The following is a 24102-nucleotide window of genomic DNA, read 5'->3' as shown; positions in this document are numbered from 1 at the left end:
AGTTTAGGCATTGAGAAATTGCGCGATGGATTGCGCGACATCTTGCGAATGGGATTGAAGTAAGCCATGATCGGCGTCTGGAAGCAAGCGGAACTGAACCTGCGCGATCTCCCGAGCGTAGGTTTGGCAATGCCATAGGGGAATCGTATCGTCTTTTGCGGCAGCAATCACCAGGGTTGGAACGGCGATGCAATGGAGATCTGCTTCGACAGTATCGACCGCGTCTTCCGGGCGCAGGCGATCGCGCAAAAAGGACTTGGCCACGGGCTGCGCGAGCAATGCCTGCCGTGCCCTCACGATCTCCTCAAAAGACTTGCGCTGTCCCAACCACCGACTCAGAGGGGCGATCGCCCTCAGGCCCCAATCCACCCAAGGGCTTTCCCAGAGCAGCGGTCTCAAATGGTTATAGCGCCCTACAAACTCATCGTCCCGGATCCCCGCTGGCGCAATTAACCCCAGTCCTGCCAGTTCGTTCCGGGGCGGCGGCATTGCTCGCTGTTGGTGAGGGAGGCCGAGTTTACCCGTCGTACAGGCGATCGCATAGGCCGCTGCCGTCCAACCGCCGTAGGAGTGACCCACCAGCCAGAAGTTCTCAAGCTCCAGCGCTGCAATAAATTGCTGGACAAACTCGACCTGATGCCAAATGTCGTAGCGCAGTTCCGGCTTGGCAGATTCGCCAAACCCCAACAAATCCAATGCAATGCAGCGATACTCTGGCAAACGATCCATAATGGGGAGCCAGTTACTGGCGTCCCCTAAGAATCCGTGCAGGAACACAATGGGAGTCCCCATGCCTTGTTCTAGATAGGCAGCGGGATACGGATTAAGCGGAAGGAGTTGTTTCATGAGGAAGTGCCAACGATCGCCCGCGCCAGGTCCAACCCCAGCCCGTTTCTGTTTTGATGATAGAAGCAATAGCGATTGCCGCCACCAATAATCCGCTCAACCAGCTCAGCCCCCAGTAGCGAACGGGCAGCGCTAGCAGGACTGCCTCCCGCCGCCACAGCACGGATTCCCACAATAGGAGCGCCGCCGCGCTCGCGAGAGGGAGGAGGAACCCTGCGCCCTCCCGCAACCCAACCGCGAACAGCGCAATACCGCTCAAAAGAATCCCCAGCCAGGGCACGACTAACACAAAGATTGCAATCAGGGCAATTAAAAGCGTTGACGAGACCTTCCGCTGCGCGCCCATGTGAAGATTTTTAGTCCAGCCTTCCCACAATGCCCCCAGATTGCGGTACATTCTGACCTTTACGAGCCCCAAACCTAGCATCAGACGCATGTTTAGCCCAAAACTTTTGATTTGGCGGGCCAGAGCAACATCTTCGACCAAATTATCGGCAACGGCGCGATGGCCGCCGATGCGATCGTAGGCTGCACGCCGAAAAAACATAAACGGTCCAGCCGCAAAGGCCACGTCGGGTCGGGCCGGATCGCTGACGGCTGCGATATTGAAACCTGCGGTCAACATGCGGACAATCGTAGGTTGGACCAACCACTCAGCCAGACAGCCGCATACGATTTCTGGCAGGCAGCTCAAAAGGTCGGCATTAGAAGCCCGAGCGGCAACTAGAGCAGCGGCGATCGCCTCTCGCTCCAGCCGCACGTCGGCATCGATAAACAGGAGGTACTCTCCTTGAGCTTGCGCGACGGCTCGATCGCAGGCCCAGTTTTTTCCGCGCCATACTTCTGTCGCGGGTCGAGGCGGCACAGCCACTAGGTGGACGCGAGGGTCTTCAGCAACGAGCGCTTGGGCGATCGCCCTCGTGCCATCGGTCGATTCGTCATCGGCTATCCAGACCTGAAGCTGTTGCGGGTCGGGAAGCTCGCTTTTGAGGACGGCTTCGACGCAATCTCGCAAATTGATCTCTTCGTTATAGGCTGGAATGACAACGGCGATCGCAGGCAGAGAAGCGAGAGGCGTTGCGGCTGGCTCTAGGCGAGGGGCATTGGAAATCGAGGATTGAAAGCTCTGGTGAAATCGAGCGATGACGTAAGCGGATAGGCACAGAAGTCCCATTCCCAAAAAGATTGGGAGACCATCAGATCCAATCCAAGTCATCGAGTCGCTCTCAAAAATAGCCTAGGGACGAGTCTAACATTGAATTATCGAGTCAGAACCTTGCCAGACTCATTTCCTAGAACTTGTCGATCGCGATAGTGGGGGTCGATCCAGCATTGCGGCAACAGCTCGTCCGACAGAAACATGAGATCGACTTTACTGAAGAGCTCTGGATCCTGAAGTTCTTCTCCAGCGTGGTACCGCCCCAGCAGGGTTGGCACGAAAGGATCCCATAATTCAGCCACGTTTAAAACTTCAACTAAATCGCGGTTGAGCCGATGTTTTAAAAACATAATCTTTCCCTCCTAGAGGAAAAACATGGATTTTTACAATTGCATCGATTTAATCGACGGGCGTTACCTGTACTTGAAGCCCTTCATCCTCTTCGGCGGGACTTGCCGTTCCATTTCGCTTGTAGACTGGCAGCAATCTCACCGTTCGAGGTTTCTCGATCGCGATGCCCTTAGAAAGGGTTGGAGAGGGCGGCTTTGTCTGGATGGAATTTAAGTTAATTTCATGAACGCCTAAAATAGAAGACCCGCTTTCAACCTTCTTAGGAGAACGAACCGACGCTGGTTGAGCCTTGTCAAACTCGATTTTGCGACTTTGAGCCGAGACCTCTTGGCTCGAAAGAATTGGAGCGAGCAACAAAACGGTCGATGTCAGGAAAAGTATTTGTTTAACCATAGCTCTCGTTTGCCTCCGCAAACAGGTCGAATTTACGATCCGCAGCTCGCACCCCACAACCGCTTTAAGAGCACCCGAGCTTATCTTGAAATCAAAGACAGCCTAGGTTCGTACGTTCATTATCGCAAACTTTAAATGGAGTTGTGCCGCTCGCGTAACACGTCCGAGAATCTACGCCCTTACTGGCACGACCCAGAGGAACCACGAGATGGGGCGCAGATTATCTGTTCGATGGGGTTATTGAGAGACTAGATTAGAGTCAAGTGAAGGGAGGACACAATGCCAGCCAATCTCTATGAAACTGATTTCTATGCCTGGACGTTAGAGCAGTCAAAGTTACTCAGAGAGGGTAATTTTAAGCGTCTGGATCTTGTCAATTTGGTGGAGGAAATTGAGTCTTTGGGAAAACAGCAGCGTCAGGAACTTAGAAACCGACTCGGTGTGTTGATTGGGCATCTTTTGAAATGGAACTATCAACCCGAAAGACGCAGTAAAAGCTGGCGAGCGACAATTCGAGAACAACGGCGAGAAATTTTACAACTCCTGAAGGAAAACCCCAGCCTTAAGCCCTATTTGGGAGAGACGATCGCCCATGCTCACGAATCTGGGTTGGATTTAGTAGTAAAGGAAACCCCTTTAGATTATGGAGATCTACCCGAAAATTGCCCCTATACATCAGAGCAACTATTCGATCCTGACTTTCCCGCCGATCTAAACCCTACTTGAGGTAATAATAATGCCAATCCATCGCCAACGCGCCCAAAAGTAAATGACCATCAGAATACTGCGTCCTCAATTGGCAAGGTCAAATTTCTACCGACTTTGAAGGGCTGCTGCTAGATAGCGATACTGGTCGAGATGGTTGTAGAGTTGGGCGGAAACCCGCAAAATCTTTTGAGGCGGACTGGCCCACGGAATAACGGGCACTTCAATTTTATAGTTATTCCAAAGCCAATCTTGAAGCGCGTCAATTCCAGCGGGCGACAGCTCTGGCGTGCCAAAGGACGAGGGCAAAAGGAGAGCGGCGATCGCCCCAACCATCCCATCAGGACAGGGGAGCGGCTGAGATAGGGTTTCTGCCAACAGTTGGCGCGCCTGGAGTGCTAAGGCCCGATTGCGATCCATTACGGCCTGCCACCCGCCCTGGGGCAACTGCGCGTCCATGAACTGAAGGACGGCGGGAATGCAAAGGTAGGGCGTCGGATCGTGGGTGCCCGTCCAACCAAATTCGAGTTGGAACCGAGAGTAGTCCGTACGGGGAGAGTTCGCACCGTGGCTGATAGTTAGGGGGCGGATCTGCGCCTGGCGATCGCGCTGTACGACCAGAAACGCGGCCCCCTTGGGCGCGCACATCCACTTGTGGCAGTTGCCCGTATAGTAAGCTGCGCCGATCTCTTGGAGATTGAGAGGAATCATCCCCGGCGCGTGGGCGCCATCTACGAGGGTATCGATTCCTCGCGCTGCTAAAGCTCGTACCAACGCTTTAATGGGAAAAATCAGCGCTGTTTGGCTCGTGATGTGATCGAGTAACGCCAGTTTGGTGCGCGGGGTGACGCAGCGCATCACGGACGCTACGATCTGCTCGGAATTTTCTAAGGGAAATGGAACGGTTGCGACGACGACCTTTGCTCCAGAGCGTCGAGCCACAAACTCAAGGGCATTACGACAGGCATTGTAGCAGTGGTCGGTCGTCAACAGCTCGTCCCCCGGCTCAAAGGAGAGCGATCGCAGGACGCTGTTCGCGCCCGTCGTGGCGTTAGGCACAAAGACTAAATCGGCAGGATCTGTGCCGACAAACGCTGCGAGGGCTTGGCGCGCGATCTCTAACAGCGGCTCGAATTCGCGCATGATGAAGCGCAGAGGCTCCTGCTCTAGCTGCTGTCGGAAGCGCTGCTGTTGCGCTAGAACTGGAATGGGGCAGGCGCCAAAGGCACCGTGGTTTAGGAACACAACTGTCGGGTCCAGATGCCAGGAATCGGCAAATTCATTCGCGCCAGGAAATTTCATCGGGCGGCATACCCTACTGCCGTCAGCACTGCGAGCGGCCCCAGTTCTCGAAGTCGATCCAACTGCGCTTGGTTTTTGACCAGCAACGCTCCCGTGAATCCGAGGGAGTTGACCGGAATGTCCGCGAAGCTTTCCTGCGATCGCGGCACCGCGCACATCCACTGACGCGTGACGAGTAAGTTGTAGGCACCAAGGGGTTCCGTGGCGGCTGGAGTCTGAATTAAGTTTAGGGCGCTCAAAAGCGCTTGGTATTGTTCTAAAAGCGTTTGGGCGACCGTTAAAGGCTGGGTAAAATCGAGCGCGTCGAGGGGGGCGATCGCGTGGCGGTAGGGCAGTTTTAGATTGATTCCAGCAGTCTCCAGCATCAGCGGTTCTAGGGGCAAGTGCGACCCGTCGGGGACGAAGGGAAGCGGCACGATCTGCAAGTGCTTGTGCTGCTGGCTTGCCCCGGCAATTCGACCACCGTTGTAAAACCCTAACCCGTCCATTTCCGAAAGTCCGATGGCCAATGCCTGAAAATCTGCCAGACCGAGCAGGCTGTCTTGGGAGGCAAACTCGCGGGTCACGATCAGGATGTGGTGATCCATGACGTTGAACTTGTTGAGCAGCACTAAATGGGTGGGCGATAAATCTGCGACAAATAGCTCTGGTTCGTAGGGTAAGAAGGGATTAAAGTTTGGAGGGCGGTCTCGAGCAGCCGTTTCCTTTCGTTGGATGTTGGCTAAAACCCGCACTAAAAACCGCAGGTTGCGATCTTCAACCCATTCGTAAGTGGTGTTAATAGGCTGAAGCGCTCCGCAATCTAGGGCAAGCTGGGTTTGCTGCTTCACTTTAGGCCACAGCGTCCCTGGCGATAGCCACGGGGTATCGAGCGCAGAAGAGGGATCTTGAACCATTGGGATGCTGCTCAATTCTCGCCCAGTTTAGTACGTTCTCTGCGCGTATGTTGATGCAGGCCCAAGGAAATATTTCAAGTCACGGGTTAACTAATATTGAACTTCGGCTGGGATTAAGTTCAGACCGGGGCGATCGACTCGATAGGTGCCCGGTGCGAACGAGTAGGTTGGAAGGGCGCACATGACTTGACGATTCGGCAGCAAAATTACGACGGTGCCCGGTTCGCAAACCGTTTGGGTCAAACCATTGAAAGAAAGAATCTCCGGTCCCCAATCGTAAAGTTCGCTGGCTTGTCGATAGGGGGTGTAGTTAGAGCTTATCGCGCCTTGCACTAACCCGCTCACTAGCCCTTGTAGGATGCCGCCTAATACATCGTCCCAGATATACCCGCGTCGGCCCCAGTAATCGCGTTCGTACCAATAGCCAGGGCTGCTCCAGAACGTGCGATCGCCCCAATAATTGCGATTTCGCCAAGTGATATCTCCCCAATAGTTGCGATCGTAGTAGGTTACATAATCCCGATAGAGCGCCCGACGACGAGCATCAATCCGAGCTAGACGACGTTCGCGCTCGATACGTTTCTGTTGACGCAGCCAGTCATCGCGATTTCGATCTCGATCTTGCTGCCAAGCCAGCCGTTGCCGAGCAAGCTGTTGAGTATATCGAGCTTCCCAATTTTTGCGTTGAGCAATCTGCTTTTCACGCTGCGCTTGCAAAAGTTGCCGCTGGCGTTCGAAGACATTCTGCTGTTGCGCGTCTTGCCGCTGACGCTCGAAGACACTCTTTCGTTGCGCATCTTGCTGCTGGCGCTGTCGCTCGAGAGCATTTTGCTGCTGGGCATCTCGCGGCTGCCGCTGTCGCTCTAAGATAATCTGTCGTTGGGTATCTCGTTGTTGCTGTGGGTCTTGAGCATTTTGCTGCCGGACATCTCGCGGCTGCCGCTGTCGCTCTAAGATAATCTGTCGTTGGGTATCTCGTTGTTGTTGCCGTGGGTCTTGAGCATTTTGCTGCTGAACCTCTCGTTGCTGGTGCTGACGCTCTAAGATAATCTGTCGTTGCGCATCTCGTTGTTGTTGCTGACGGTCGAGAGCGTCTTGCTGCTGCCGCTGGCGGTCGAGTGCATTTTGCTGCTGGGCATCTTGCTGCTGCCGCTGCCGTTCTAAGATCAGTTGTCGTTGGGCATCTCGCTGCTGTTGCCGTGGGTCTTGAGCGATCGGATAAAACTTACGTCGAGACTGCTCTGCACTTTGATGCGTTCGATCTGGCGAAGACTGCTCGAAGTTTTGTGCCAAAGCGATAGTGGAGGCTCGTTCCGATTGTCCTAAACTTTTTGAAGTAACACTTGCTCCAGCCGCAGTAAGGGGGCCGATCGACCACAATCCAATAATTAACGCCGTTGCCCTGAGAAGATTAGTTTTCATAGGTTCTGTTGCCTCCAATCAGCACAGAGAGACTGCTGGGGGTACTTTCTTTGACGATGTAGTTGCTTGCAAAGTTTCAGCCGCACGACTGAGAAGCGAATTCTAAAAACTCTATCCAACAAGCGTCTTAGAGGATAGGCTTTCTAATCTTGTTAAAAAATAATGAATTTCAGCCCCGTGGCTAACGGCTATGCTTACATCCTAAGCCATCTCGGGATAGATCAAAATTTTGTAAGTATCGGGACCCGGTTTGATGGCTTGCTCCACAGCGGCATTTAATTCGCTCAGGGGATAGCGATCGCTCACCAAGGCATCTACATCGATCCGTTTGCCGAATACGATATCTGCCGAAAGCTTTTGCAATCGATAGGAGGAGCTATAGCTGCCAATCAAGTCGATCTCGCGGCGATAGATGACGTTTGGGTTAATGGGAATCTCCAACTCATCGGGGAATTCCGCAAAAAACAAAATTTTGCCGCCTTTACGAGTACAGTCGAGCGCCTGAAAAAATGCTTTATCGCTGGGAACTGCCAGCAAGCTCGCATCAACGCCCATGCCATTGGTGGTTTCCCGCACTTTCTGCGCGAGATCTGGGTCGCGGGCATCAAAGGCGGCAGCGGCACCCACGTTCAGTGCTTTTTCAATACGACTAGGCAGGAGATCCGTGGCGATCGCCCTGGCCCCCAGATAGTTGACCAACATGATAAACATGAGTCCGATCGGCCCCGCCCCCGTCACCAATACCGTCTGACCGGGTTGGATCTGCGCCTTTTTGACGGCCTTCATGCAGCAGTTGGTGGGTTCGACAAAACTGGCTTGCTCGAAGGTGATGCCATCGGGAATCTCCATCAAACCGCCATTGCGAACGATATGCCCCGGCACTTTGACATACTCCGCAAACCCGCCACCGCTGGGCGTAAAGCCCGCCGTAGTCGTGATGTTTTTGTAGACGTCGCACATGGAATAGTTTTCGTTGAGGCAGTAGTTGCAGTGCATGCAGGGGATATGGTGCAGCACGATCGCTCGTTGACCTGCTTTCCATCCTTTAACGTCGGCACCCGCTGCCGCAATCACGCCCGCTGTCTCGTGCCCAAAAATGCGAGGCGGCTCGTAGAGCGGATACAAGATTTTTTTAATATCCGATTGGCACAGGCCCACAACTTTTACCTGCACTAAAACCTCATCGGGTTCGATCTGGGGGAGCGGCACTTCTTCGTAGCTGAGCTGGTTGACGCCGCGAAAGACCTGAGCTTTCATCTGATGCTTTTCTCGGTGGGGTTGACGGAGGGAGAGAATTCGCTCTCAGCCTACACTGTTTTTTGGCCTTGGGCCAAGGACATATCTGCTTTCCAACGCTGTCTGGTCACCACCCCTGCAATGACATCTGCATCCAAATCCTCACCTGGGAATAACGAGCGACGCCAACGGCCTTCAGCAAATCGGTTTGGCCTTGGGTTTCATGCCTCGACCCAATTTAATAAGAGTGATGTATGAGAAAGGTTTGGGGCGGCAGGAGGTTCTGGATGGTCAGCTTGATTTACTCCGTCAACTCTAAGGACTGGACACACTCCAGCTTCAGAGGAAAGGCGATCGCATTTTACGGTCAAGCTGCTTTGGTTACGACTTCAAGGCGAACTTCTATTCCAGCACGGCAAAGCATTTGGACTAGCTTATCGATGCTAAATCTTTCAATATCGCCATTCATTAGGTCGCTGATTCGAGGTTGGGTTTCGCCAAAAAATAACGCTGCTTTTTTTTGAGTCCATCCTTGAGTCTGGATATAACACTTGATATTGAGCATGAGGTCAGCTCGGATTTTGAGGTTTAGGGCTTCCTCTGGCGCAAAGCCTAAGTCATCAAATACATTTTGGCTTCCTTGAGTGACTTGGAGCGTTTCATTTTGGTTCATCTTACCTATCCTTGCGGTATTGCAGCATTTGCTGATAGCGTTTTGTCTGGTTTTCAATAGCTTCAGAGGTAACTGGCTTAAGTTTGACTTTCGCTCCTCGACAACTTTACGGCGCTATAATTGGGCCAATACTTGAATCAGCCACAGCTACCCATGAGCATCGACGAACTCATTAAGGCCGCTAATCAACTCAGCGAAACCGACCTCAATCAGTTGCTCCATCAAATTGTGGTGCTTCGTGCTCGCCGCAAAACTTCGATTCTCCCTGAGGAAGAAGCTCAACTTCTCTTGAAAATTAACCAGGGCATCCCCTCCGATCTCCGTACCAGCTACCAAATTCTGCGAGAGAAACGAGAAGCTGAAACCCTTGATGATAAGGAATATGAGAGCCTTATTCAACTTAGCAACCAAATCGAACAAATTGGTGCTCAACGTCTTGAAGCCCTCGCTAAGCTCGCGCAACTGCGTCAAGTTTCTTTGCTAGACCTTATGGAAACTCTTGGCATCCAGTCTGTGAGCTATGCCTAGCGAATACATTCCTGTTGCATTAAAGCAGCTTGTGTTCGATCGAGCCAGTGGACTCTGCGAATATTGTCAAAGTCAAGCAAGATTTGCAATCGATCCCCTTGTGATTGACCACATTTACCCCTTCAGCCGTGGCGGTCAAACAATTTCAGAAAATCTGGCTCTCGCCTGCCAAACTTGCAACAACTACAAATACACCAAGATCGAAGCCCCCGATCCAGTTACAGATCAAGTTGTTTCGCTATTTCATCCGCGTCAAATGATTTGGCAAAAACATTTTACTTGGAGCGAAGATCTGATTCAGATGATAGGCATTACCCCAATTGGTCGAGCAACAGCCAATCTTCTCCAGACTAACCGTGATGGTGTCATCAACATGCGTCGAGTTCTGGCGATTATGGGCTATCACCCGCCTGAGTGAATCCTGGGTCTATAAGCCGGGCTAAACGAAGCACTCTCTTAGATCCGATCGCCCCACTTAGGCAATGAATAGACTGGTGCAAGACCTAAAAGACTTAGTACACTTTGGTTTTGGTGGATTGGTCTGTAATCGGGTTTCGTGCCTCAACCCGACCTACCACTTCTATTCCTTTCTCTGTGCGTAATGATTTTCGATCACTTTTGCGATTCGATCCAAAAGGGGCACAAAACCTTCAAAATTGATTGAAGATGCCCTTTCCTCGACAACCTTTCGGGCAAACACTGCTTTGCCATATGTTGTTTCTGTTGCTGGCTCATCAGAACGATTAAATGATTTACCATCAATTTCTATCCCTAAAGTTGAGGCATCGAAGAGATCCTCAATTTGGGATTCAGTCTGACCTTCCTGAGGTGGAGTGAGAATGAGATAGAGGTTGTAGCAAACTTTGATATATGGCTCATCATTATCTATTGTTGTTTTTGCCTTGTTGCCTTTTTTAACCATATTGCTAACAACGCTACGAACTTCCCTCCCAGCTTTGTCGTTATCAACTAGCAGAATAACTGGTTCCTTCATGCCGGGTGCGGTAAGAAAATGATTGAACTCGCTTTTATATGTTGGTATGAATTTTTTGAGGTCTCCAACACCACCCTTTATACCGAGCGTCTCGGCAGTGTGACTTTTATAGTCCTTAAAACGTTTAATTGCAAAAGTGATCTTTCCATCATCATCCAACGATACAAGTGAAGGATAGTTAGAGACGAGTTGCCGTAGTGCATTGTCGATATATGTGTAGTCAGTCTTCCCTTCACAGATCAGCACAGGCATGGATGCAACATAGAATTCTTTATAGAAAAGAAATCTTCGGTATATCGTTTCCTTGTTCTTAATTTGCGATTCATTAGAGACAGAAAGTATTTCTATATTATATCGATCAATACTATCAATGAAGCCCAGTCTTCCATGAAGTTGATTTAGTCTCCCTGGCTTCATTTCTAGCAAGTAATCGCCATTTTCATCTTTTTTATACTCTGGCAAAAAGAACTTTCCTTTTTTGAATAGATGATGTAACATTGCTCGTACATTGTGTCTGTACTCACGTTTTACATTAATTTTTTTATTAACAACAAGTCCAGTAGCTTCTTGTCTCGAACAACAATATTGCATTCGAGTTTTCTTTGGATTAATTTCAAAGCCTGAATGGTTTACTAAACGCAAGAGTTCTGACCCAGCAGTCCAAACGTGATCGTTATCATGACTTTGTGTCGCAATACTCCGTGGGAAACAACGCTTATTCGTGGAGAAAGTAAGGTCATCCGCATACCGTGTATAAGTGCATCCAGTCTGAGCTGCCAGTTTTACCAAATGCATATCTAATATATTGCCTATCAAATTAGAGATAACTGGAGAGCAAGGACTGCCTTGAGGAAGATTCTTCCTGAAGCATGCAATCTGCGCAAAAATTGTGGCTACCTTGGGATTTAGGTGAAATCGCTTGTCTTTTATAAAGAAGCCTCGAACACGGCCAAAATTAATCGATCCAAAAAAATCGGTTAAGTCAACGTTGAATACATATCTTCGATTTCGATGTTTTTTTGCATTAGTCCGAATAGAAAACCCACGCTTGAACCCATGAGAAATCTGATCGAAAGACTTTGATTTTTCATCGTTGGCGACATTATTGTCTATTTCGCTTAAGCAGTCTTGAAGAATATCTGCCAAACGTCTTTGCAGAAGCTTTAAACCACCCTGAGGTGCTGCAATGCTTCGCGTTCCGCCAGATTTTTTGGGAATGACAAACTCTTTGTATTTCAGAGATTCAGGCTGCTCATAGAGAATATATGCCAGATTTTTTGTTTTGAATCCAAGGATGCCAGCAACATCTGTAATGGATTGAGCATCATGCAATTTTTTCAGAACAGACATTCAAATTGATTATGATGGGTGGACTTGCAGGCACTCCTTTGCGAAAGCGAATAGTACCATAGGATAACCTTTGGTACTGCTATAGAAATCACTGAAAGCATAGCCGCCAGCATTTGTTTCACGTGTCACGAAACATGACACAAAATCTGCCTACAAGTCCTCCCACAATCTAACACCATTAACGGTTTATTTAAAAGGGAAATACTGAAGGCTAGGATTGGCAAAGCTAGTCCTAGCGCCAGAGTCTATGCTGCTCAGAATTGCCTACACCAATGCCTTCGCCTTCCGATGCGCCACATCCTGCGAACTGCGTCGCTCCTTCAGGTAAGAGAAAAACTCACCCCCTTCCCGCAGTCGTCGCCGGAGCATCTGCGGATCCCCCAACATCTCCTTCACAATGGGCACGATCGCCTGAGGCCGGAAATAAAACCTGCGATACATCTGCTCCACCGCATTCTCAATATCCTCGCTCGATAGGTCGGGATACCGCAGCGTCGAAGTTTGAATGCCAGAATTCGCCACCAGCGTATCGTCCGCAAACCAGCCGTTCGCTTTCGCTTGGGCATAGAGTGCAGTGCCAGGGTAAGGTGCGGCGATCGACACCTGAATCGTGTGGGGGCTTAACTCTTGGGCAAACTTTACCGTATCTTCAATGGTTTCCTTGGTTTCAACGGGTAGCCCAATAATGAACGTCCCGTGCACCTTAATGCCCAAGTCCTTGCAGTGCTTCATAAACTTGCGCGCCACCTCAATCTTCACCCCCTTCTGGATGTTGTCGAGGATCTGCTGGTTGCCAGACTCAAACCCCACCAGCAATAGCCGCAACCCGTTATCGCGCAGCTCCTTCAGCGTGTCGTAGTCCAGATTGGCGCGGGCGTTGCAGCTCCAGGTCAAGCCCAGTCGCTTCATATGCTTGCTGATAGCGATCGCCCTTTGCTTGTCAATCGTGAACGTATCGTCATCGAACATGTATTCTCGGACGCGATCGCCAAACAAAGACTTGGCTTCCTCCAGTTCGCGCCCTACCACATCCGGGCTTTTGGAGCGGTACTGATGCCCGCCGATCGTTTGAGGCCACAGGCAAAAGCTGCACTTTGCCGGACAACCGCGCCCCGTATAGAACGAAATATAGGGATGGAGCAGATAGCCAATAAAGTATTTATTGATGTCCAAATCGCGGGCGTAGGTCGGCAATACACTCGGCATTGCATCCCAGTCGTGGATGAGTTCGCGGTCCTCCGTGTGGCGGATTTCGCCAAACTTGTTGCGGTAGCTCAGCCCCTTAATTTCATCCCAGGGCTTATCCTCAGCCAGTTCTTTGCAAGTGTAGTCAAACTCGTGACGGCAGGCAAAGTCGATAATCGGATTTTCGCGCAGGGTTTGCTCTGCCAAAACCGCAACGTGCGCCCCAATAAAACCAACCTTTACATCAGGATTTTGAGCCTTGATAGCTTCAGCAAACTTTACATCGTTGGCCAGAGAAGGGGTGCTGGTGTGCAAGATAACCAGCTCGTAGTCCTTAGCAATTTTTAAGACATCCTCCACGCTCTGACCGTGCGGCGGAGCGTCTACCAACTTACTGCCAGGTACCAATGCCGCAGGCTGTGCCAGCCATGTTGGATACCAGAACGACGTAATCTCCCGTTTGGCCTGATAGCGAGAACCCGCACCGCCATCAAACCCATCGAAAGACGGGGGACCGAGGAATAACGTTTTTTTCATAAAATGTTTTTGCTCTCGCCAACTGCTTTTGGAGAAGTATAACTTTAATGGAGTTTGGGCTAAGACAGAACAAAAACTCGATTTAGCGTTAACTCATTTCTAAAGTAATGATCCAAATCACAGCATTTAGATGAGTTTTATGAAACTCTATAGAATACGGTCATAAATCTCTTCGATTTTGACGAATGCACTTGAGAAACCGCGAAAGCCATAGAGGTTAGTATGAATCCCCCAATCGTTGCATTCATTTCCGCTTCGCTGTTGGCTGGTGCTGCCGCTCTTTCTACCGCCTCTCCAGTTGCAGCTCAGACCAAGGATGCCAAGTTTTTATGCGGTACCAGCCAAGGCAGTCCGGCTACGTTAGTCCAGACCGCTCGGGGGAACATCACTGTCATTCGATGGGTTTCCAATGTATTTGGGGAGGAATACGCGCCGGAGTACCGCTGTCGGGTGGTTTCAGCTAAGTTTCAGCAATTTCATACGGACGGGAAGCTAAACTACCTGACAACAGGCATTGCAAACAACCAGCCCGTCGTATGCGTCGCAAGCACTAAAGGCGGTCCTTGCAGCGGCGTTTTGTTTACCCTCAAGTCCGGTAGCGATCCGCTCAACACCCTCACTCGACTCATGAATGTGAGAGTGCAGGCAGGTCCGGCCCTCAATGAAAGTACGGCGGGTCTCAATTCAGTCGGAAACGAGCAGTATATAGATGTCGCCGATTTTCTGAGTACGGCACCGACGGACAGTACTTCAGTTGTCGAAGCCGCACCGAGCAATCCAGGGCTGTCTTTTACTACGCCTGCAAAGGGTCTGTGGTAATTTCTTTCCAGCCTGTGGCAGCAATTGAGCTTGTTTAAAACTCTCGACAAACCTCTCTGATGCTTCAATCGCGCGCGCAATTTGCGTCGCGATTTTTTTTTGAGAATTACGTCCGAGCCTGGCTTCGTATCATACAATGATGGCGAATAGTGCTGTTCGGCAAGGGGATCACCCCAAGGAGCGACCGATGTCCCCCACCCCTGGTTATCAAAGTCGTTTGTTTAAAACCGCGCGATCGCAGGTTCGCCAACTCAAAGACAACGTCCAGTTGCGCTGGCGGCAGTTGAAGGTTGCGACGGCATGGGGCGTGCAAGCGGGACTCTATCCTTTTTATGTTTTGTTTCAAGCAGGACGTTGGGGCGGGCAGGTGTTGCAGCAGGCGGCAGCGCGCGGGAAGCAAGCGCTGCTTTTCCTGGTCCGTGACGGCGAGAGCGTCTCGACCGATCGCCCCATCCAAAACGTTCTCGACGCGATCGAGCAGATCGCTTTACCGACCGTCGGCAACCATCCGTCTCCCGAAATTCGGCTCGCCATCCGACCCATCCCCAAACCGAAATCTCCCCTTGCAGTTCTGCGAAAAAAACTGCGATCGCTCTGGCAACCCTGGCGCAGGACAGGACAACCGACTGCCGCGATTTCCGACCTATCCGTCACCGCATCGGTCTCGCTGCAATCCGCCGAACAGAGCGACATTGTGGCTCGAAGCGTTGCAATTCGCGGAATTGCGAGTTCGTTAGCCCATCGGCAGTTGGTACTCGTCACTTCAGAGAATCAGCTCTTAGATGTGCTGACAGCAGACCAACAGCAACAGCTCCACCAACGCATTATTTGGGAAATCGCTCAGGCACTCTACATTCGCCGTCAGTTTAGTCGCCCGCGTGCCATACCGGGCTGGAAAACTTGGCAGGCACTACCCATTAAAGTTCGTCCCCAATACAGCTTTCCCGTGCGGGCCATTTATCACCTGATGGCCTGGGTGCAACAACAACCTATCGCGCAGATCGGCATTTTGCCTGGGTCGCAGCCTTTATCACTTCCGACATCTGCGTTAGGATCGCCTCGACAATGGCAGGCAGCGCTACAGCCGTCTTGGCTTAGAGTGATGCGGGCGTTTGGCGCGCAGAAATCATCCTTAGCATTGACGTCCAAAACACCATCGCTGCCCATCCCCAAAACCCTGCAACAAAAGCTCCGAGGGTATCGCACGGCACTCGTGGCAATAATAGGGGCGATCGCCCTTCTGCCCTTTACGTTAGCCTTGCCAGAACCAGCCAATGCGGCAACGGCTCCTGCATTACCCGCCCCGCTTCCCAGCCCGCTGATGGTAGAGCGGCTGATCGATCCGTCTCGTTCGCGCAGGCGATGGCAGGCAGAAGCAAAACTATCCGAGCAGTCTGGCAGGCTCTCCCAGGGTAAAGTCCGCATTTCACCCCAAAAGACCGCCGCCACGCTCTCAACTCAAGGCGTTGAAGGGACGATCGCCGATTGGACCGAGCGATTTTCCCAAACGACACCTGCGGGAGATCCCTCTGCCATTGAAGTAAATGCCGTCTTTATGGGCTACGATCGCCATCCCCTTGAGGTACTGCTGCTGTGGGTAGACCGGGCGATCGCCTGGATTGAAACACAGTTTGTAAAGATTAGAGATGGCCTCGCGCTCAAGCTCCAAAATTGGTTGCGACATTATCGCTAAAACAATTGAGTAACGATCTCAATAACGAGCGTATGAGCGTCCGCATTCATCCCACAGCCCTAATCGAACCAGACGTCCAAATCGGTGCGGGCACCTCGATTTGGGACAGCGCGCACATTCGCCACTCCACCCGCATCGGCGAAGACTGCATCATCGGCGAAAAAACCTACGTGGCTTATGGCGTCACAATCGGAAACCGCTGCAAGATCAACGCATTTGTCTATATCTGCAATGCCGTCACCCTTGAAGATGGGGTCATGATTAGCGCCGGGACCATCTTCACCAACGATCGCTTCCCCCGCGCCACCACGTCAGATCTCAAACAACTGCGCCCTTCCGACCCAGACGAACACACGCTGCCAACCTTAGTCCGCGAAGGAGCCACCATTGGCGCGGGCTGTACCATCGGAAACGATCTGAGCGTCGGACGCTTTGCCATGGTAGGGATGGGCGCGCTCGTCACCAAATCGATACCGGACTTCCACCTTGCCCTGGGACATCCGGCCCGCTCCGTCGGGTGCGTGTGCCGCTGCGGTCAGCTTCTGATGCGCTTTCTCGAAACCCCTACCTTTGAAACAGAGCAAACCTGTTCGGCCTGCGGATTGCAATACCGCGTCAAAGATCGAGTCGTAACGGAACTAACGCCCCCATGAATCCCACACCGCAGAACTGGGCTGTCGTTGGGGGCGGAATGCTGGGGATGACCCTGGCCTATCGCCTCGCCCAACAGGGACAGCAGGTGACGCTCTTTGAAGCAGCAACAGAACTGGGCGGCCTCGCCAGCGCTTGGCAGTTGGACGATATCATCTGGGATCGGCACTACCACGTCACGCTCCTGTCGGACCTGACCCTGCGATCGCTCCTCCAGGAACTCGACCTCGAACGAGATATGGAGTGGGTCGAAACCAAAACGGGGGTTTATGCAGGTGGCAAACTGTACTCAGTCTCCAACGCTATCGAATTCCTTCAGTTCCCGCCCCTGCGGCTTATCGACAAACTGCGGCTGGGGCTAACCATTCTCTACGGCGCTCGGATAAAAAACTGGAAACGGCTGGAAACCATTCCCGTCACCACTTGGCTCAAACGCTGGTCCGGCGATCGCACCTTCCAAACATTCTGGTTGCCTCTATTGCGGGCCAAACTCGGTGACAACTATAAAATTGCATCGGCCTCGTTTATTTGGTCTACCATCGCGCGCCTATACGCCGCCCGCCGGACGGGATTAAAAAAAGAGCTGTTCGGCTACCTGCCGGGGGGATATGCCCGCATTCTCAAGCGCTTTGGCGAAGTCCTGACGGAGACGGGCGTTACGATTTGCCTGGGCGATCGCGCCACCCAGGTTCGACAAACCCCATCGGGCCAATTCCGCCTTGAATTTGAAAACGGAAAAACGGTCACCTTCGATCGCGCTATCCTGACAACTGCCGCACCCATTGCCGCTCGGCTTTGCCCGCAACTCTCCGCGCGCGAGAAAGCGCTACTGGAGGGGATTCAGTACCAGGGGATTTTGTGCGCCTCTGCCCTGCTCAAACAGCCCCTCTCCACCTATTACGTCACCAACATTACCGACGATTGGGTTCCCTTTACGGGAATTATCGAGATGACAGCGTTGGTTAAGCCCAAAGCCTTTGGCGGGCGATCGCTCGTCTACCTGCCCAAATACGTCCCAGCGGCTGATTCTGCCTTCGAACGCTCGGATGAAGAACTAGAAGCAGCATTTATTCGAGCCTTAGAACGGATGTACCCGCACTTTCAGCAGAGCGACGTACTTCGTTTTCAGGTCTCGCGGGTAAACTATGTTGTAGCGGTTCCCACCCTCAACTACTCCCAAAATCTTCCACCCATGCAAACTTCCCTGGCGGGGCTTCATATCGTCAACTCAGCCCATATCCTCAACGGCACGCTCAACGTCAACGAAACCGTTCAGCTTGCAGAACAGACTGCGGCAATGTTGCTCTCTAGCACGGTGCCTCCGTCTTAGCACCATGATGCGATCGCAACAAAATTTTGAGGTCAAGTCGACAGCCCCCCTCTGTCCGCTGTGCGGGCAATCGAGCCAGCGCTGGATGCTACAGCACGGGTATTGGATTCGGGATTGTAAGGGATGCGGACATCGCTTTACCGAACTGCACGCAACCCCCGACCATGTCACGACGGTCTATGCCGATACTTACTTCAATAGCGGCGGCGCGGGCTATCCAGACTATTTGGCAGAGGCAGCACTCTTGCGCCAGCAAGGTCGCCGTTATGCCAATCTGCTGAAGCATTACGCGAAACCGGGCACCATGCTAGATGTCGGTGCTGCCGCTGGGTTTATTTTGCAAGGTTTTTTCGACAACGGTTGGCAGGGGCGAGGGATCGAGCCAAACGCCACCATGGCCCGACACGCTCGAGAGACACTAAACCTTCCAGTTGAAGTGGGGACGCTAGAGCAACTGCAAACCTCCGAAGCGTTTGACTTAGTCGCGATGATTCAGGTAGTCGGCCACTTTTTTGATATTCAGCAAGCATTTGCCGCAGCCAGCCAGCAAACCAAGTCCGGCGGATTTTGGTTGATCGAATCTTGGAACTACAAGAGCGGAATGGCAAAACTGCTGGGAACCCATTGGCATGAATACAGTCCTCCCAGCGTCCTGCACTGGTTTAGTCCCGATAGCCTCGCTCAGTTTGCCGCCCGTTATGGGTTCGAGGAAATTAAGCGGGGCCGCCCCGCTAAGTTCATCAGTAGCGCCCATGCCAAATCTCTCCTGCGCTATAAACTCAAACCATTACCTGGCGGTCAGCTTTTGCTGAAGGCAATCGCCCTCATTCCAGATGGTTGGCTCATCCCCTACCCTGCTGAGGATTTGTTTTGGATTCTTTTACAAAAGCAGTAGTTTCCTACTTCTCGTTTCGCTGACAAGCCGGAATCGAAGTCCCTATCCGATCGAGACACGACTCAGTCAAATTCCCTCGAACGTAGGGTTGCAGTGCAAGCGCAGAGATCTATAGATTTGAGGATTTCAGTCTTTTATAAAAGCGTTAGCTTACGGTTTGATCGGCAAAAACTCAGACGTTCGAGCTGATACAAATCTGAAGCTGGATAGTCATAAAAGCAGAATTCAAGAGAAGCATCTATGGGTAACATGCCATCAAAAAATTCAAGTGACGAGCGAGAAGACCTACAAGATTTACCGCAACACATCACCGAATCGTACGGGACGGGCGTTAAGGAGCTATCGAGCGATCGCATTCAACAACTGCGTGCAGACGAACGAAACGAGGCTTCTCCAGAACTGACTGGTGGAGATATCGATGCAAACTACGAGCAAGCTTATGCTGACGGCGATGAATCTGTAGGCGGAACCGTTGTAACGCCTGACATGAATGTTGTAGACGACTTGGGTAAAGCAGTAGGGTTGGAAAGGGACGATTCTAACTTCCTCCACACTTCCAAAATCTTAGAGCAACGGGACGAACGGCGTTGGGAACTCGAGCCAAAATCTTCGGAAGATTATCAAGATAGACACATTGAATGATAGAGCAACCCTTCTAAGCAAGCCTTGCAAGCATTAGCCGTCTCTATCTCGCCTCCATGCTCTAGCCAAGCCCTCCCTTAACCCTCATCCTCTGTAGCTCGTTCCTAGATCGTACGGAACGCCGTGTAGACCAGCGGCCTTTCCTCCGCCCAGTTGGGCGGAGGCTATTCCTCTTAGTCTATTCCTCTTAGTATTAAAACTTACCTGTATTGAACGATATGCTGAATATACAGATTCTGAATAATGAAGTCAATGGTTCATCAACTCAACGGGGGGCTTCATCGTGGCTTACAAAATCTCGGCACAATCTGAAACGCTAGAACTGTTAATGGCTTATCGCCAAAAACCCTGCGTCCATCTGCGCAACCGCGTGGTGAATCTCAACGTGGGCTTAGTGCGCAAAGTCGCTCATCGCATCGCCCATCAAAGTTCTGTCCCGTTTGAAGATCTAGAACAGGTAGGCTATATCGGTCTGATTACTGCGACTGAGCGCTTCGACCCCGCTAAAGGCTGCGCCTTTAGCTCCTTTGCCATGCCCTACATCAAGGGCGAGATACTCCACTTCCTGCGCGACCGTTCGAGCGCAGTCCGCATCCCCCGTTGCTGGCAACAATTGAACAATAAGGGCGTAAAAGTGTCTCAAGCGCTTGTTGCAAAGCTGGGCCGTCAGCCCAACGAGCTGGAAATTGCCACAGTGCTGAACATCACGGTAGACGAATGGCGCTCGGTCAAATTGGCCTCCATCAATCGAGCACCGATGAGCTTAGATGCTCGGATTCAGACGGGCCAGCAAGCTGAAAGCGCGATGACCTTAGGCGATACGTTGATGGATTCCCACAGCGCTTTTCTGCAAAGCTGCCAAGAGGAACGTCTGGAGCTGCAACGCGCCCTCAACCAGCTTGAAGAACAGACCCGCGAAGCGATCGAATCGGTGTTTTTACATCAACATTCCCGTCACGAGGTGGCAGCCCGGATTGGCGTCAGCCCCGTCACTGTCACCCGACGCATCAAAAAAGGACTTGAAGAGTTGGCAGATGTGCTTTCAAACACCAGCTTTGGCTATCCTGGCTAAAGAGTAAGCGAACTTTTTAGAGCGGAGCTTTTACTTAACCTCCGCTCTCGTATTAGCGAGTACGCTGCGAACCTCTAACATTGCCACAACGATCGTCCCTAGGACTGCAGAAAAAACCGACAAACTAACCAGGTTTGTCGGTCTGCTGTGTGTTCCCCATTGATAGTTCAGTTTCCCGAACCACCTATAGTATTGCAATTGCACCAAACGCTTTCCGTGATGGCGATCGCGAGGCCGTAATGTTCTCGATCGCAAAAGGTAAGATCCATTACCGCACAATTACCTTTCAAGCTGCTTCGATGGTCTGTAAACATGCAATCTTTCCAACTTCTGGCTCGATGATGAAACGCGCAGCGACAGAAGGTATTGCAGGACTCTATAGTATCGGGCGCAATGGCGAATTTTCTCATATGTTGGTGGAAGACGTATATTGGCGCACCCAGAAAAAAATGCACGAAATGCGGGCATATTTAACCCAGATGCAGAAAAACCCGGCTGCTTTGCATGTCGCTTGAATCGTAAAATTTGAATCCATGAAACCCAATCAACGGCCCATCGCCAGCCTATCCCTCGACCTCGACAATCAGTGGTCTTACATGAAAATCCACGGCGATCCGGGGTGGGAAAGTTTTCCCTCTTACTTGGATGTGGTGGTTCCCAGAGCGTTAGCATTTTTGGAAGAACGCGGTTTAGCCATCACCTTTTTTGTCGTAGGTCAGGATGCAGCGTTGGAGAAAAACCAGCGGGCGATCCAGGCGATCGCCGCAGCGGGCCACGAAATTGGCAACCACTCCTTCAAACACGAATCTTGGCTGCACCTTTACTCCGAACCCGAAATCGAAGCCGAAATCGCCCAAGCCGAGCAGATCCTCAAACAGGTGACCGGACAACAGCCCATTGGGTTTCGCGGCCCTGGCTATAGCTGTTCCACTGCGGTATTGCGGGTATTGGCGCGACGCGGCTATCAGTACGATGCCTCGACCTTTCCGACCTTTTTAGGTCCCCTAGCCCGCGCCTACTACTTCATGACCACCAAGCTCAGCAAAGCCGAAAAAGAAAAGCGCAAAGCCCTCTTTGGGGGATTTAAGGACGGGTTTCAGCCCCTCAAACCCTACCGTTGGGACATGGAACAGTGCCAGCTCATCGAAATCCCCGTTTCGACCATGCCCATCGTCAAAATTCCGATTCATTTTAGCTACGTACTGTATCTGAGCGTCTTTTCGCGAGCGCTAGCCATCCTCTACTTCCGTTTGGCCTTGACCCTTTGCCGCCTCACAGGCACCCAACCCTCGCTCCTCCTCCATCCCCTCGACTTTCTCGGCTGCGAAGACGTCCCAGAACTCTCATTTTTCCCAGGCATGAGCCTTCCCAGTCCCGCAAAACTCGAAACCCTCAGCCGGGCGATCGACCTACTGAAACAAAACTATCGCGTCGTTTCCATGCAGGAACACGCCCAGACAGCCGCCACCGCTCGTCGTCGCATTCCGGTCTTAAACCCAGAACGCAAATTTGCAGCAACAAAGGCCGCCACCCTATGAGCGAGTCTGGCGGCAAGACTTCTCTAAAGTGGAGGCGCTGGCTTGCCTTAGCGCTCGGCACTGCAATAACTCTATTGCTGGTGGCATGGGTCGTGCGGGATATCTCTTGGGCAGAAGTTGGGAAGAGCTTAGGGCGATCGCACTGGGGCTGGTTTGGGGTGGGCTTGGCGACCTACCTGCTCTGCTTCGCCGCGCGGGCGCGGCGCTGGGGAACCATTTTAGAAAATCAAGGGTTTGAAAGTTCGTTTCAGACGCGTCTGGCGGCGCTTTTAATTGGATTCGGTTCCAACAGCATTTTGCCTGCCTACTTCGGGCCGCTCCTCAGAACAGGCATCTTAAACCGCAAAGAAGGGATTCCTGTTGAGTTGGCACTGGGCAGCATTTTTGCAGAGCGGATGCTGGATCTGGGCATTGTCCTCATGTTTTTGGTTCTACCCTTAAGCCTTCGAGCCGTTCCCGCCCTTTCTAGTCTGAACGCTTCGATCGTGCTGTCGCTGAGCGTTGGATTGCTCTGCGTCTGGATCCTATGCATCGTTGGAGCCAGAGACCCGAAGCGGACCATTCAACGCTTAAACCCCATCTTCGCAACGATCGCGCACCCTAGACTCAAAGCTCGCCTTCAGACCGGATTGCAGCACTTTTTAAGCGGACTCGCGGCGCTGAGCCAGCCCCGCCCCTTGAGCAAACTACTGCTGGAGAGTCTTTGCGCTTGGTTGCTCAATGGCGCGACCTATTGGACTGGTTTGCTGGCCTTTGAAGCCTACCGCCCCGGCTTTATTGGCGCGCTGTTCATTCAAAGCGGGGCTGCATTGGCGATCGCCATCCCTTCGACGCCGGGCTACATTGGCCCCTTTGAAGCCAGCCTTCAGGTTCTGTTGGGACTGTATGAGATTCCCGCTGCCACGATTTTGAGCTACGCGATCGCCATGCGGGTCGTCATGTACGTTACGGTTCCGGCGATCGCGATGGTCTTAGGTTGGCGCCTGGGGCTGCTCCACTGGCTGGGCGCAACAAAAAACCGTAAGCAATTTTAGCTTTGAAAGGAAAGCACCCTTTAAACTTAGCCCCTGAGCGTTCGGACGCTCGACCTTCAAGAGTTTCTTCCTGCAGGCATGACGCGCTAAGGTTAACTGTAGTAAGGCGGCGCAATCAAATCAATGCCGCCCAGCACGCGCGAACACATGCACATCGTCGTTCTTATTCTCATCGAACTCTTAGTGGTCATTGGGCTGTCTCGGCTCATGGGCCTGGGATTCGAACGGATTAAGCAGCCCTTAGTCATCGGAGAAATCGTGGCTGGCATTATGCTTGGCCCGTCACTATTGGGATGGTTGGCCCCCACTTGGAAAGCCGCGCTGTTTCCCGCAGAAGCACTGCCGTCTTTGGGGGTGCTGGCTCAAGTGGGGCTCATCTTTTTTATGTTTTTGATCGGCCTAGAACTAAATCCCAAGTACCTGCGCGGCAATCTCGATATTGCCATCCTCATCTCCCACGTCAGCATTCTCGTGCCGTTTTCCTTGGGAAGCGTGTTGGCACTCTTACTCTATCCGCTGGTTTCTAATGGGGATGTGAGCTTTACAGCCTTTGCCCTATTCTTAGGCGCGGCCATGTCCATTACGGCCTTTCCGGTACTGGCACGCATTATTACGGAAAATAACCTTCAGCGCAGTCGATTGGGCACCCTTGCCCTCACCTGCGCTGCCGTAGACGATGTGACAGCTTGGTGCGTTTTGGCCCTGGCGATCGCCGTGACCCGTACCAACAGTATGGCCGGAGCAATTCCTACAATTCTCTATTCCATTATCTACATCGGGGTCATGGTGACCCTCGGGCAAAAGTTTCTCAAAACCCTGTCCAAGTACTACGACCGCAAAGGCAAACTGCC

The 24102-nt window shown here is 52.0% G+C and carries 25 protein-coding genes (1 of these 25 only partly in view); 14 read left to right on the top strand and 11 right to left on the bottom strand.

Features of this window, described 5'->3' with window-relative positions:
• Window positions 1–3: 3 nt before the first annotated feature.
• The 4 genes from R6H26_RS07200 to R6H26_RS07185 are packed head-to-tail and all read right to left on the bottom strand — an operon-like array spanning window position 4 to window position 2749.
• Entirely contained in the window at window positions 4–846 is an 843-nt protein-coding gene (locus R6H26_RS07200; RefSeq protein ID WP_404789566.1) for an alpha/beta fold hydrolase, read from the bottom strand.
• The gene (locus R6H26_RS07195) at window positions 824–2062 is read right to left on the bottom strand and encodes a glycosyltransferase (RefSeq protein WP_404789565.1); all 1239 of its coding nucleotides are present in this window, start codon (window positions 2060–2062) and stop codon (window positions 824–826) included. The genes R6H26_RS07200 and R6H26_RS07195 overlap by 23 nt, the downstream gene beginning before the upstream one ends.
• Window positions 2063–2106: 44 nt before the next feature.
• Window positions 2107–2355, bottom strand: a complete 249-nt coding sequence (locus tag R6H26_RS07190; RefSeq protein WP_404789563.1) for an acetyltransferase — start codon at window positions 2353–2355, stop codon at window positions 2107–2109.
• Between the two features lie 49 nt (window positions 2356–2404).
• Entirely contained in the window at window positions 2405–2749 is a 345-nt protein-coding gene (locus R6H26_RS07185) for a hypothetical protein (RefSeq protein ID WP_404789562.1), read from the bottom strand.
• Between the two features lie 279 nt (window positions 2750–3028).
• Between R6H26_RS07185 and R6H26_RS07180 the strand changes: the two genes are divergently transcribed.
• Window positions 3029–3475 (top strand): DUF29 domain-containing protein, encoded by a 447-nt coding sequence (locus R6H26_RS07180; protein WP_404789560.1) that lies wholly within the window; start codon window positions 3029–3031, stop codon window positions 3473–3475.
• Window positions 3476–3562: 87 nt separating this feature from the next.
• On the opposite strand, the gene R6H26_RS07175 is transcribed toward R6H26_RS07180, so the two are convergent.
• The 5 genes from R6H26_RS07175 to R6H26_RS07155 form a co-directional block, all read right to left on the bottom strand.
• Complete coding sequence (locus tag R6H26_RS07175; protein WP_404789558.1) at window positions 3563–4756, bottom strand: aminotransferase class V-fold PLP-dependent enzyme; 1194 nt, start codon at window positions 4754–4756, stop codon at window positions 3563–3565.
• Window positions 4753–5652 carry a hypothetical protein gene (locus R6H26_RS07170; protein WP_404789556.1) on the bottom strand — a complete coding sequence of 300 codons (900 nt, stop codon included), beginning with the start codon at window positions 5650–5652 and terminating at the stop codon, window positions 4753–4755. The genes R6H26_RS07175 and R6H26_RS07170 overlap by 4 nt, the downstream gene beginning before the upstream one ends.
• A 90-nt stretch (window positions 5653–5742) precedes the next feature.
• On the bottom strand, window positions 5743–7074 hold the full coding sequence (locus tag R6H26_RS07165) for a hypothetical protein (protein WP_404789554.1): 1332 nt from the start codon (window positions 7072–7074) through the stop codon (window positions 5743–5745).
• A gap of 201 nt (window positions 7075–7275) precedes the next feature.
• Complete coding sequence (locus tag R6H26_RS07160; protein ID WP_404789553.1) at window positions 7276–8331, bottom strand: zinc-dependent dehydrogenase; 1056 nt, start codon at window positions 8329–8331, stop codon at window positions 7276–7278.
• Between the two features lie 346 nt (window positions 8332–8677).
• Entirely contained in the window at window positions 8678–8983 is a 306-nt protein-coding gene (locus R6H26_RS07155; protein ID WP_404789551.1) for a helix-turn-helix domain-containing protein, read from the bottom strand.
• A gap of 153 nt (window positions 8984–9136) precedes the next feature.
• Between R6H26_RS07155 and R6H26_RS07150 the strand changes: the two genes are divergently transcribed.
• Together R6H26_RS07150 and R6H26_RS07145 are read left to right on the top strand one after the other, a co-directional pair.
• Window positions 9137–9511, top strand: coding sequence for a hypothetical protein (locus R6H26_RS07150; RefSeq protein WP_404789549.1), 375 nt, complete (start codon window positions 9137–9139; stop codon window positions 9509–9511).
• Window positions 9504–9929, top strand: a complete 426-nt coding sequence (locus R6H26_RS07145; RefSeq protein ID WP_404789547.1) for an HNH endonuclease — start codon at window positions 9504–9506, stop codon at window positions 9927–9929. The genes R6H26_RS07150 and R6H26_RS07145 overlap by 8 nt, the downstream gene beginning before the upstream one ends.
• 162 nt (window positions 9930–10091) lie before the next feature.
• Here the strand turns inward: R6H26_RS07145 and R6H26_RS07140 are convergent, their stop codons facing one another.
• On the bottom strand, window positions 10092–11855 hold the full coding sequence (locus R6H26_RS07140) for a retron Ec67 family RNA-directed DNA polymerase/endonuclease (RefSeq protein ID WP_404789545.1): 1764 nt from the start codon (window positions 11853–11855) through the stop codon (window positions 10092–10094).
• A 264-nt stretch (window positions 11856–12119) separates the two neighbouring features.
• On the bottom strand, window positions 12120–13577 hold the full coding sequence (gene hpnJ, locus R6H26_RS07135) for a hopanoid biosynthesis associated radical SAM protein HpnJ (protein ID WP_404789543.1): 1458 nt from the start codon (window positions 13575–13577) through the stop codon (window positions 12120–12122).
• A gap of 222 nt (window positions 13578–13799) precedes the next feature.
• On the opposite strand from hpnJ, the gene R6H26_RS07130 reads away from it, so the two are divergent.
• The 11 genes from R6H26_RS07130 to R6H26_RS07080 all read left to right on the top strand — a co-directional run.
• A complete protein-coding gene (locus R6H26_RS07130; protein ID WP_404789541.1) occupies window positions 13800–14396 on the top strand; it encodes a COP23 domain-containing protein in 597 nt (198 codons plus the stop codon).
• Window positions 14397–14583: 187 nt separating this feature from the next.
• Window positions 14584–16089 (top strand): hypothetical protein, encoded by a 1506-nt coding sequence (locus R6H26_RS07125; protein WP_404789539.1) that lies wholly within the window; start codon window positions 14584–14586, stop codon window positions 16087–16089.
• A 32-nt stretch (window positions 16090–16121) separates the two neighbouring features.
• A complete protein-coding gene (locus tag R6H26_RS07120) occupies window positions 16122–16742 on the top strand; it encodes an acyltransferase (protein WP_404789537.1) in 621 nt (206 codons plus the stop codon).
• Window positions 16739–18070: an NAD(P)/FAD-dependent oxidoreductase gene (locus R6H26_RS07115; RefSeq protein ID WP_404789535.1), complete on the top strand. Its 1332-nt coding sequence runs from the start codon at window positions 16739–16741 to the stop codon at window positions 18068–18070. Before R6H26_RS07120 ends, R6H26_RS07115 begins: the two co-directional genes overlap by 4 nt.
• A gap of 4 nt (window positions 18071–18074) precedes the next feature.
• Window positions 18075–18965 carry a methyltransferase domain-containing protein gene (locus R6H26_RS07110; RefSeq protein WP_404789533.1) on the top strand — a complete coding sequence of 297 codons (891 nt, stop codon included), beginning with the start codon at window positions 18075–18077 and terminating at the stop codon, window positions 18963–18965.
• A gap of 240 nt (window positions 18966–19205) precedes the next feature.
• Complete coding sequence (locus tag R6H26_RS07105) at window positions 19206–19607, top strand: DUF6335 family protein (RefSeq protein ID WP_404789532.1); 402 nt, start codon at window positions 19206–19208, stop codon at window positions 19605–19607.
• A gap of 283 nt (window positions 19608–19890) precedes the next feature.
• On the top strand, window positions 19891–20679 hold the full coding sequence (locus R6H26_RS07100; RefSeq protein WP_404789530.1) for an RNA polymerase sigma factor SigF: 789 nt from the start codon (window positions 19891–19893) through the stop codon (window positions 20677–20679).
• A 149-nt stretch (window positions 20680–20828) separates the two neighbouring features.
• Window positions 20829–21194 (top strand): hypothetical protein, encoded by a 366-nt coding sequence (locus R6H26_RS07095; protein WP_404789528.1) that lies wholly within the window; start codon window positions 20829–20831, stop codon window positions 21192–21194.
• Between the two features lie 18 nt (window positions 21195–21212).
• Window positions 21213–22217, top strand: a complete 1005-nt coding sequence (locus R6H26_RS07090) for a polysaccharide deacetylase family protein (protein ID WP_404789527.1) — start codon at window positions 21213–21215, stop codon at window positions 22215–22217.
• Complete coding sequence (locus tag R6H26_RS07085; protein WP_404789525.1) at window positions 22214–23251, top strand: lysylphosphatidylglycerol synthase transmembrane domain-containing protein; 1038 nt, start codon at window positions 22214–22216, stop codon at window positions 23249–23251. The genes R6H26_RS07090 and R6H26_RS07085 overlap by 4 nt, the downstream gene beginning before the upstream one ends.
• Before the next feature lie 123 nt (window positions 23252–23374).
• Window positions 23375–24102 carry the beginning of a cation:proton antiporter gene (locus R6H26_RS07080; protein WP_404789523.1) on the top strand. The gene runs 1462 nt beyond the window's last position, so the window shows 728 of its 2190 coding nt (coding positions 1–728); the start codon lies at window positions 23375–23377; the stop codon falls past the right edge of the window.

The sequence above is a fragment of the Altericista sp. CCNU0014 genome (genome assembly GCF_044923475.1).
Lineage (GTDB): Bacteria > Cyanobacteriota > Cyanobacteriia > Thermosynechococcales > Thermosynechococcaceae > JAAURS01.
This window is presented reverse-complemented; position numbering and strand designations above follow the sequence as displayed.

Coding starts and splice junctions, on each gene's coding strand:
- R6H26_RS07200 (WP_404789566.1), bottom strand. CDS start 846: ATGAAACAACTCCTTCCGCTTAATCCGTATCCCGCTGCCTATCTAGAA.
- R6H26_RS07195 (WP_404789565.1), bottom strand. CDS start 2,062: ATGACTTGGATTGGATCTGATGGTCTCCCAATCTTTTTGGGAATGGGA.
- R6H26_RS07190 (WP_404789563.1), bottom strand. CDS start 2,355: ATGTTTTTAAAACATCGGCTCAACCGCGATTTAGTTGAAGTTTTAAAC.
- R6H26_RS07185 (WP_404789562.1), bottom strand. CDS start 2,749: ATGGTTAAACAAATACTTTTCCTGACATCGACCGTTTTGTTGCTCGCT.
- R6H26_RS07180 (WP_404789560.1), top strand. CDS start 3,029: ATGCCAGCCAATCTCTATGAAACTGATTTCTATGCCTGGACGTTAGAG.
- R6H26_RS07175 (WP_404789558.1), bottom strand. CDS start 4,756: ATGAAATTTCCTGGCGCGAATGAATTTGCCGATTCCTGGCATCTGGAC.
- R6H26_RS07170 (WP_404789556.1), bottom strand. CDS start 5,652: ATGGTTCAAGATCCCTCTTCTGCGCTCGATACCCCGTGGCTATCGCCA.
- R6H26_RS07165 (WP_404789554.1), bottom strand. CDS start 7,074: ATGAAAACTAATCTTCTCAGGGCAACGGCGTTAATTATTGGATTGTGG.
- R6H26_RS07160 (WP_404789553.1), bottom strand. CDS start 8,331: ATGAAAGCTCAGGTCTTTCGCGGCGTCAACCAGCTCAGCTACGAAGAA.
- R6H26_RS07155 (WP_404789551.1), bottom strand. CDS start 8,983: ATGAACCAAAATGAAACGCTCCAAGTCACTCAAGGAAGCCAAAATGTA.
- R6H26_RS07150 (WP_404789549.1), top strand. CDS start 9,137: ATGAGCATCGACGAACTCATTAAGGCCGCTAATCAACTCAGCGAAACC.
- R6H26_RS07145 (WP_404789547.1), top strand. CDS start 9,504: ATGCCTAGCGAATACATTCCTGTTGCATTAAAGCAGCTTGTGTTCGAT.
- R6H26_RS07140 (WP_404789545.1), bottom strand. CDS start 11,855: ATGTCTGTTCTGAAAAAATTGCATGATGCTCAATCCATTACAGATGTT.
- hpnJ (WP_404789543.1), bottom strand. CDS start 13,577: ATGAAAAAAACGTTATTCCTCGGTCCCCCGTCTTTCGATGGGTTTGAT.
- R6H26_RS07130 (WP_404789541.1), top strand. CDS start 13,800: ATGAATCCCCCAATCGTTGCATTCATTTCCGCTTCGCTGTTGGCTGGT.
- R6H26_RS07125 (WP_404789539.1), top strand. CDS start 14,584: ATGTCCCCCACCCCTGGTTATCAAAGTCGTTTGTTTAAAACCGCGCGA.
- R6H26_RS07120 (WP_404789537.1), top strand. CDS start 16,122: ATGAGCGTCCGCATTCATCCCACAGCCCTAATCGAACCAGACGTCCAA.
- R6H26_RS07115 (WP_404789535.1), top strand. CDS start 16,739: ATGAATCCCACACCGCAGAACTGGGCTGTCGTTGGGGGCGGAATGCTG.
- R6H26_RS07110 (WP_404789533.1), top strand. CDS start 18,075: ATGATGCGATCGCAACAAAATTTTGAGGTCAAGTCGACAGCCCCCCTC.
- R6H26_RS07105 (WP_404789532.1), top strand. CDS start 19,206: ATGGGTAACATGCCATCAAAAAATTCAAGTGACGAGCGAGAAGACCTA.
- R6H26_RS07090 (WP_404789527.1), top strand. CDS start 21,213: ATGAAACCCAATCAACGGCCCATCGCCAGCCTATCCCTCGACCTCGAC.
- R6H26_RS07085 (WP_404789525.1), top strand. CDS start 22,214: ATGAGCGAGTCTGGCGGCAAGACTTCTCTAAAGTGGAGGCGCTGGCTT.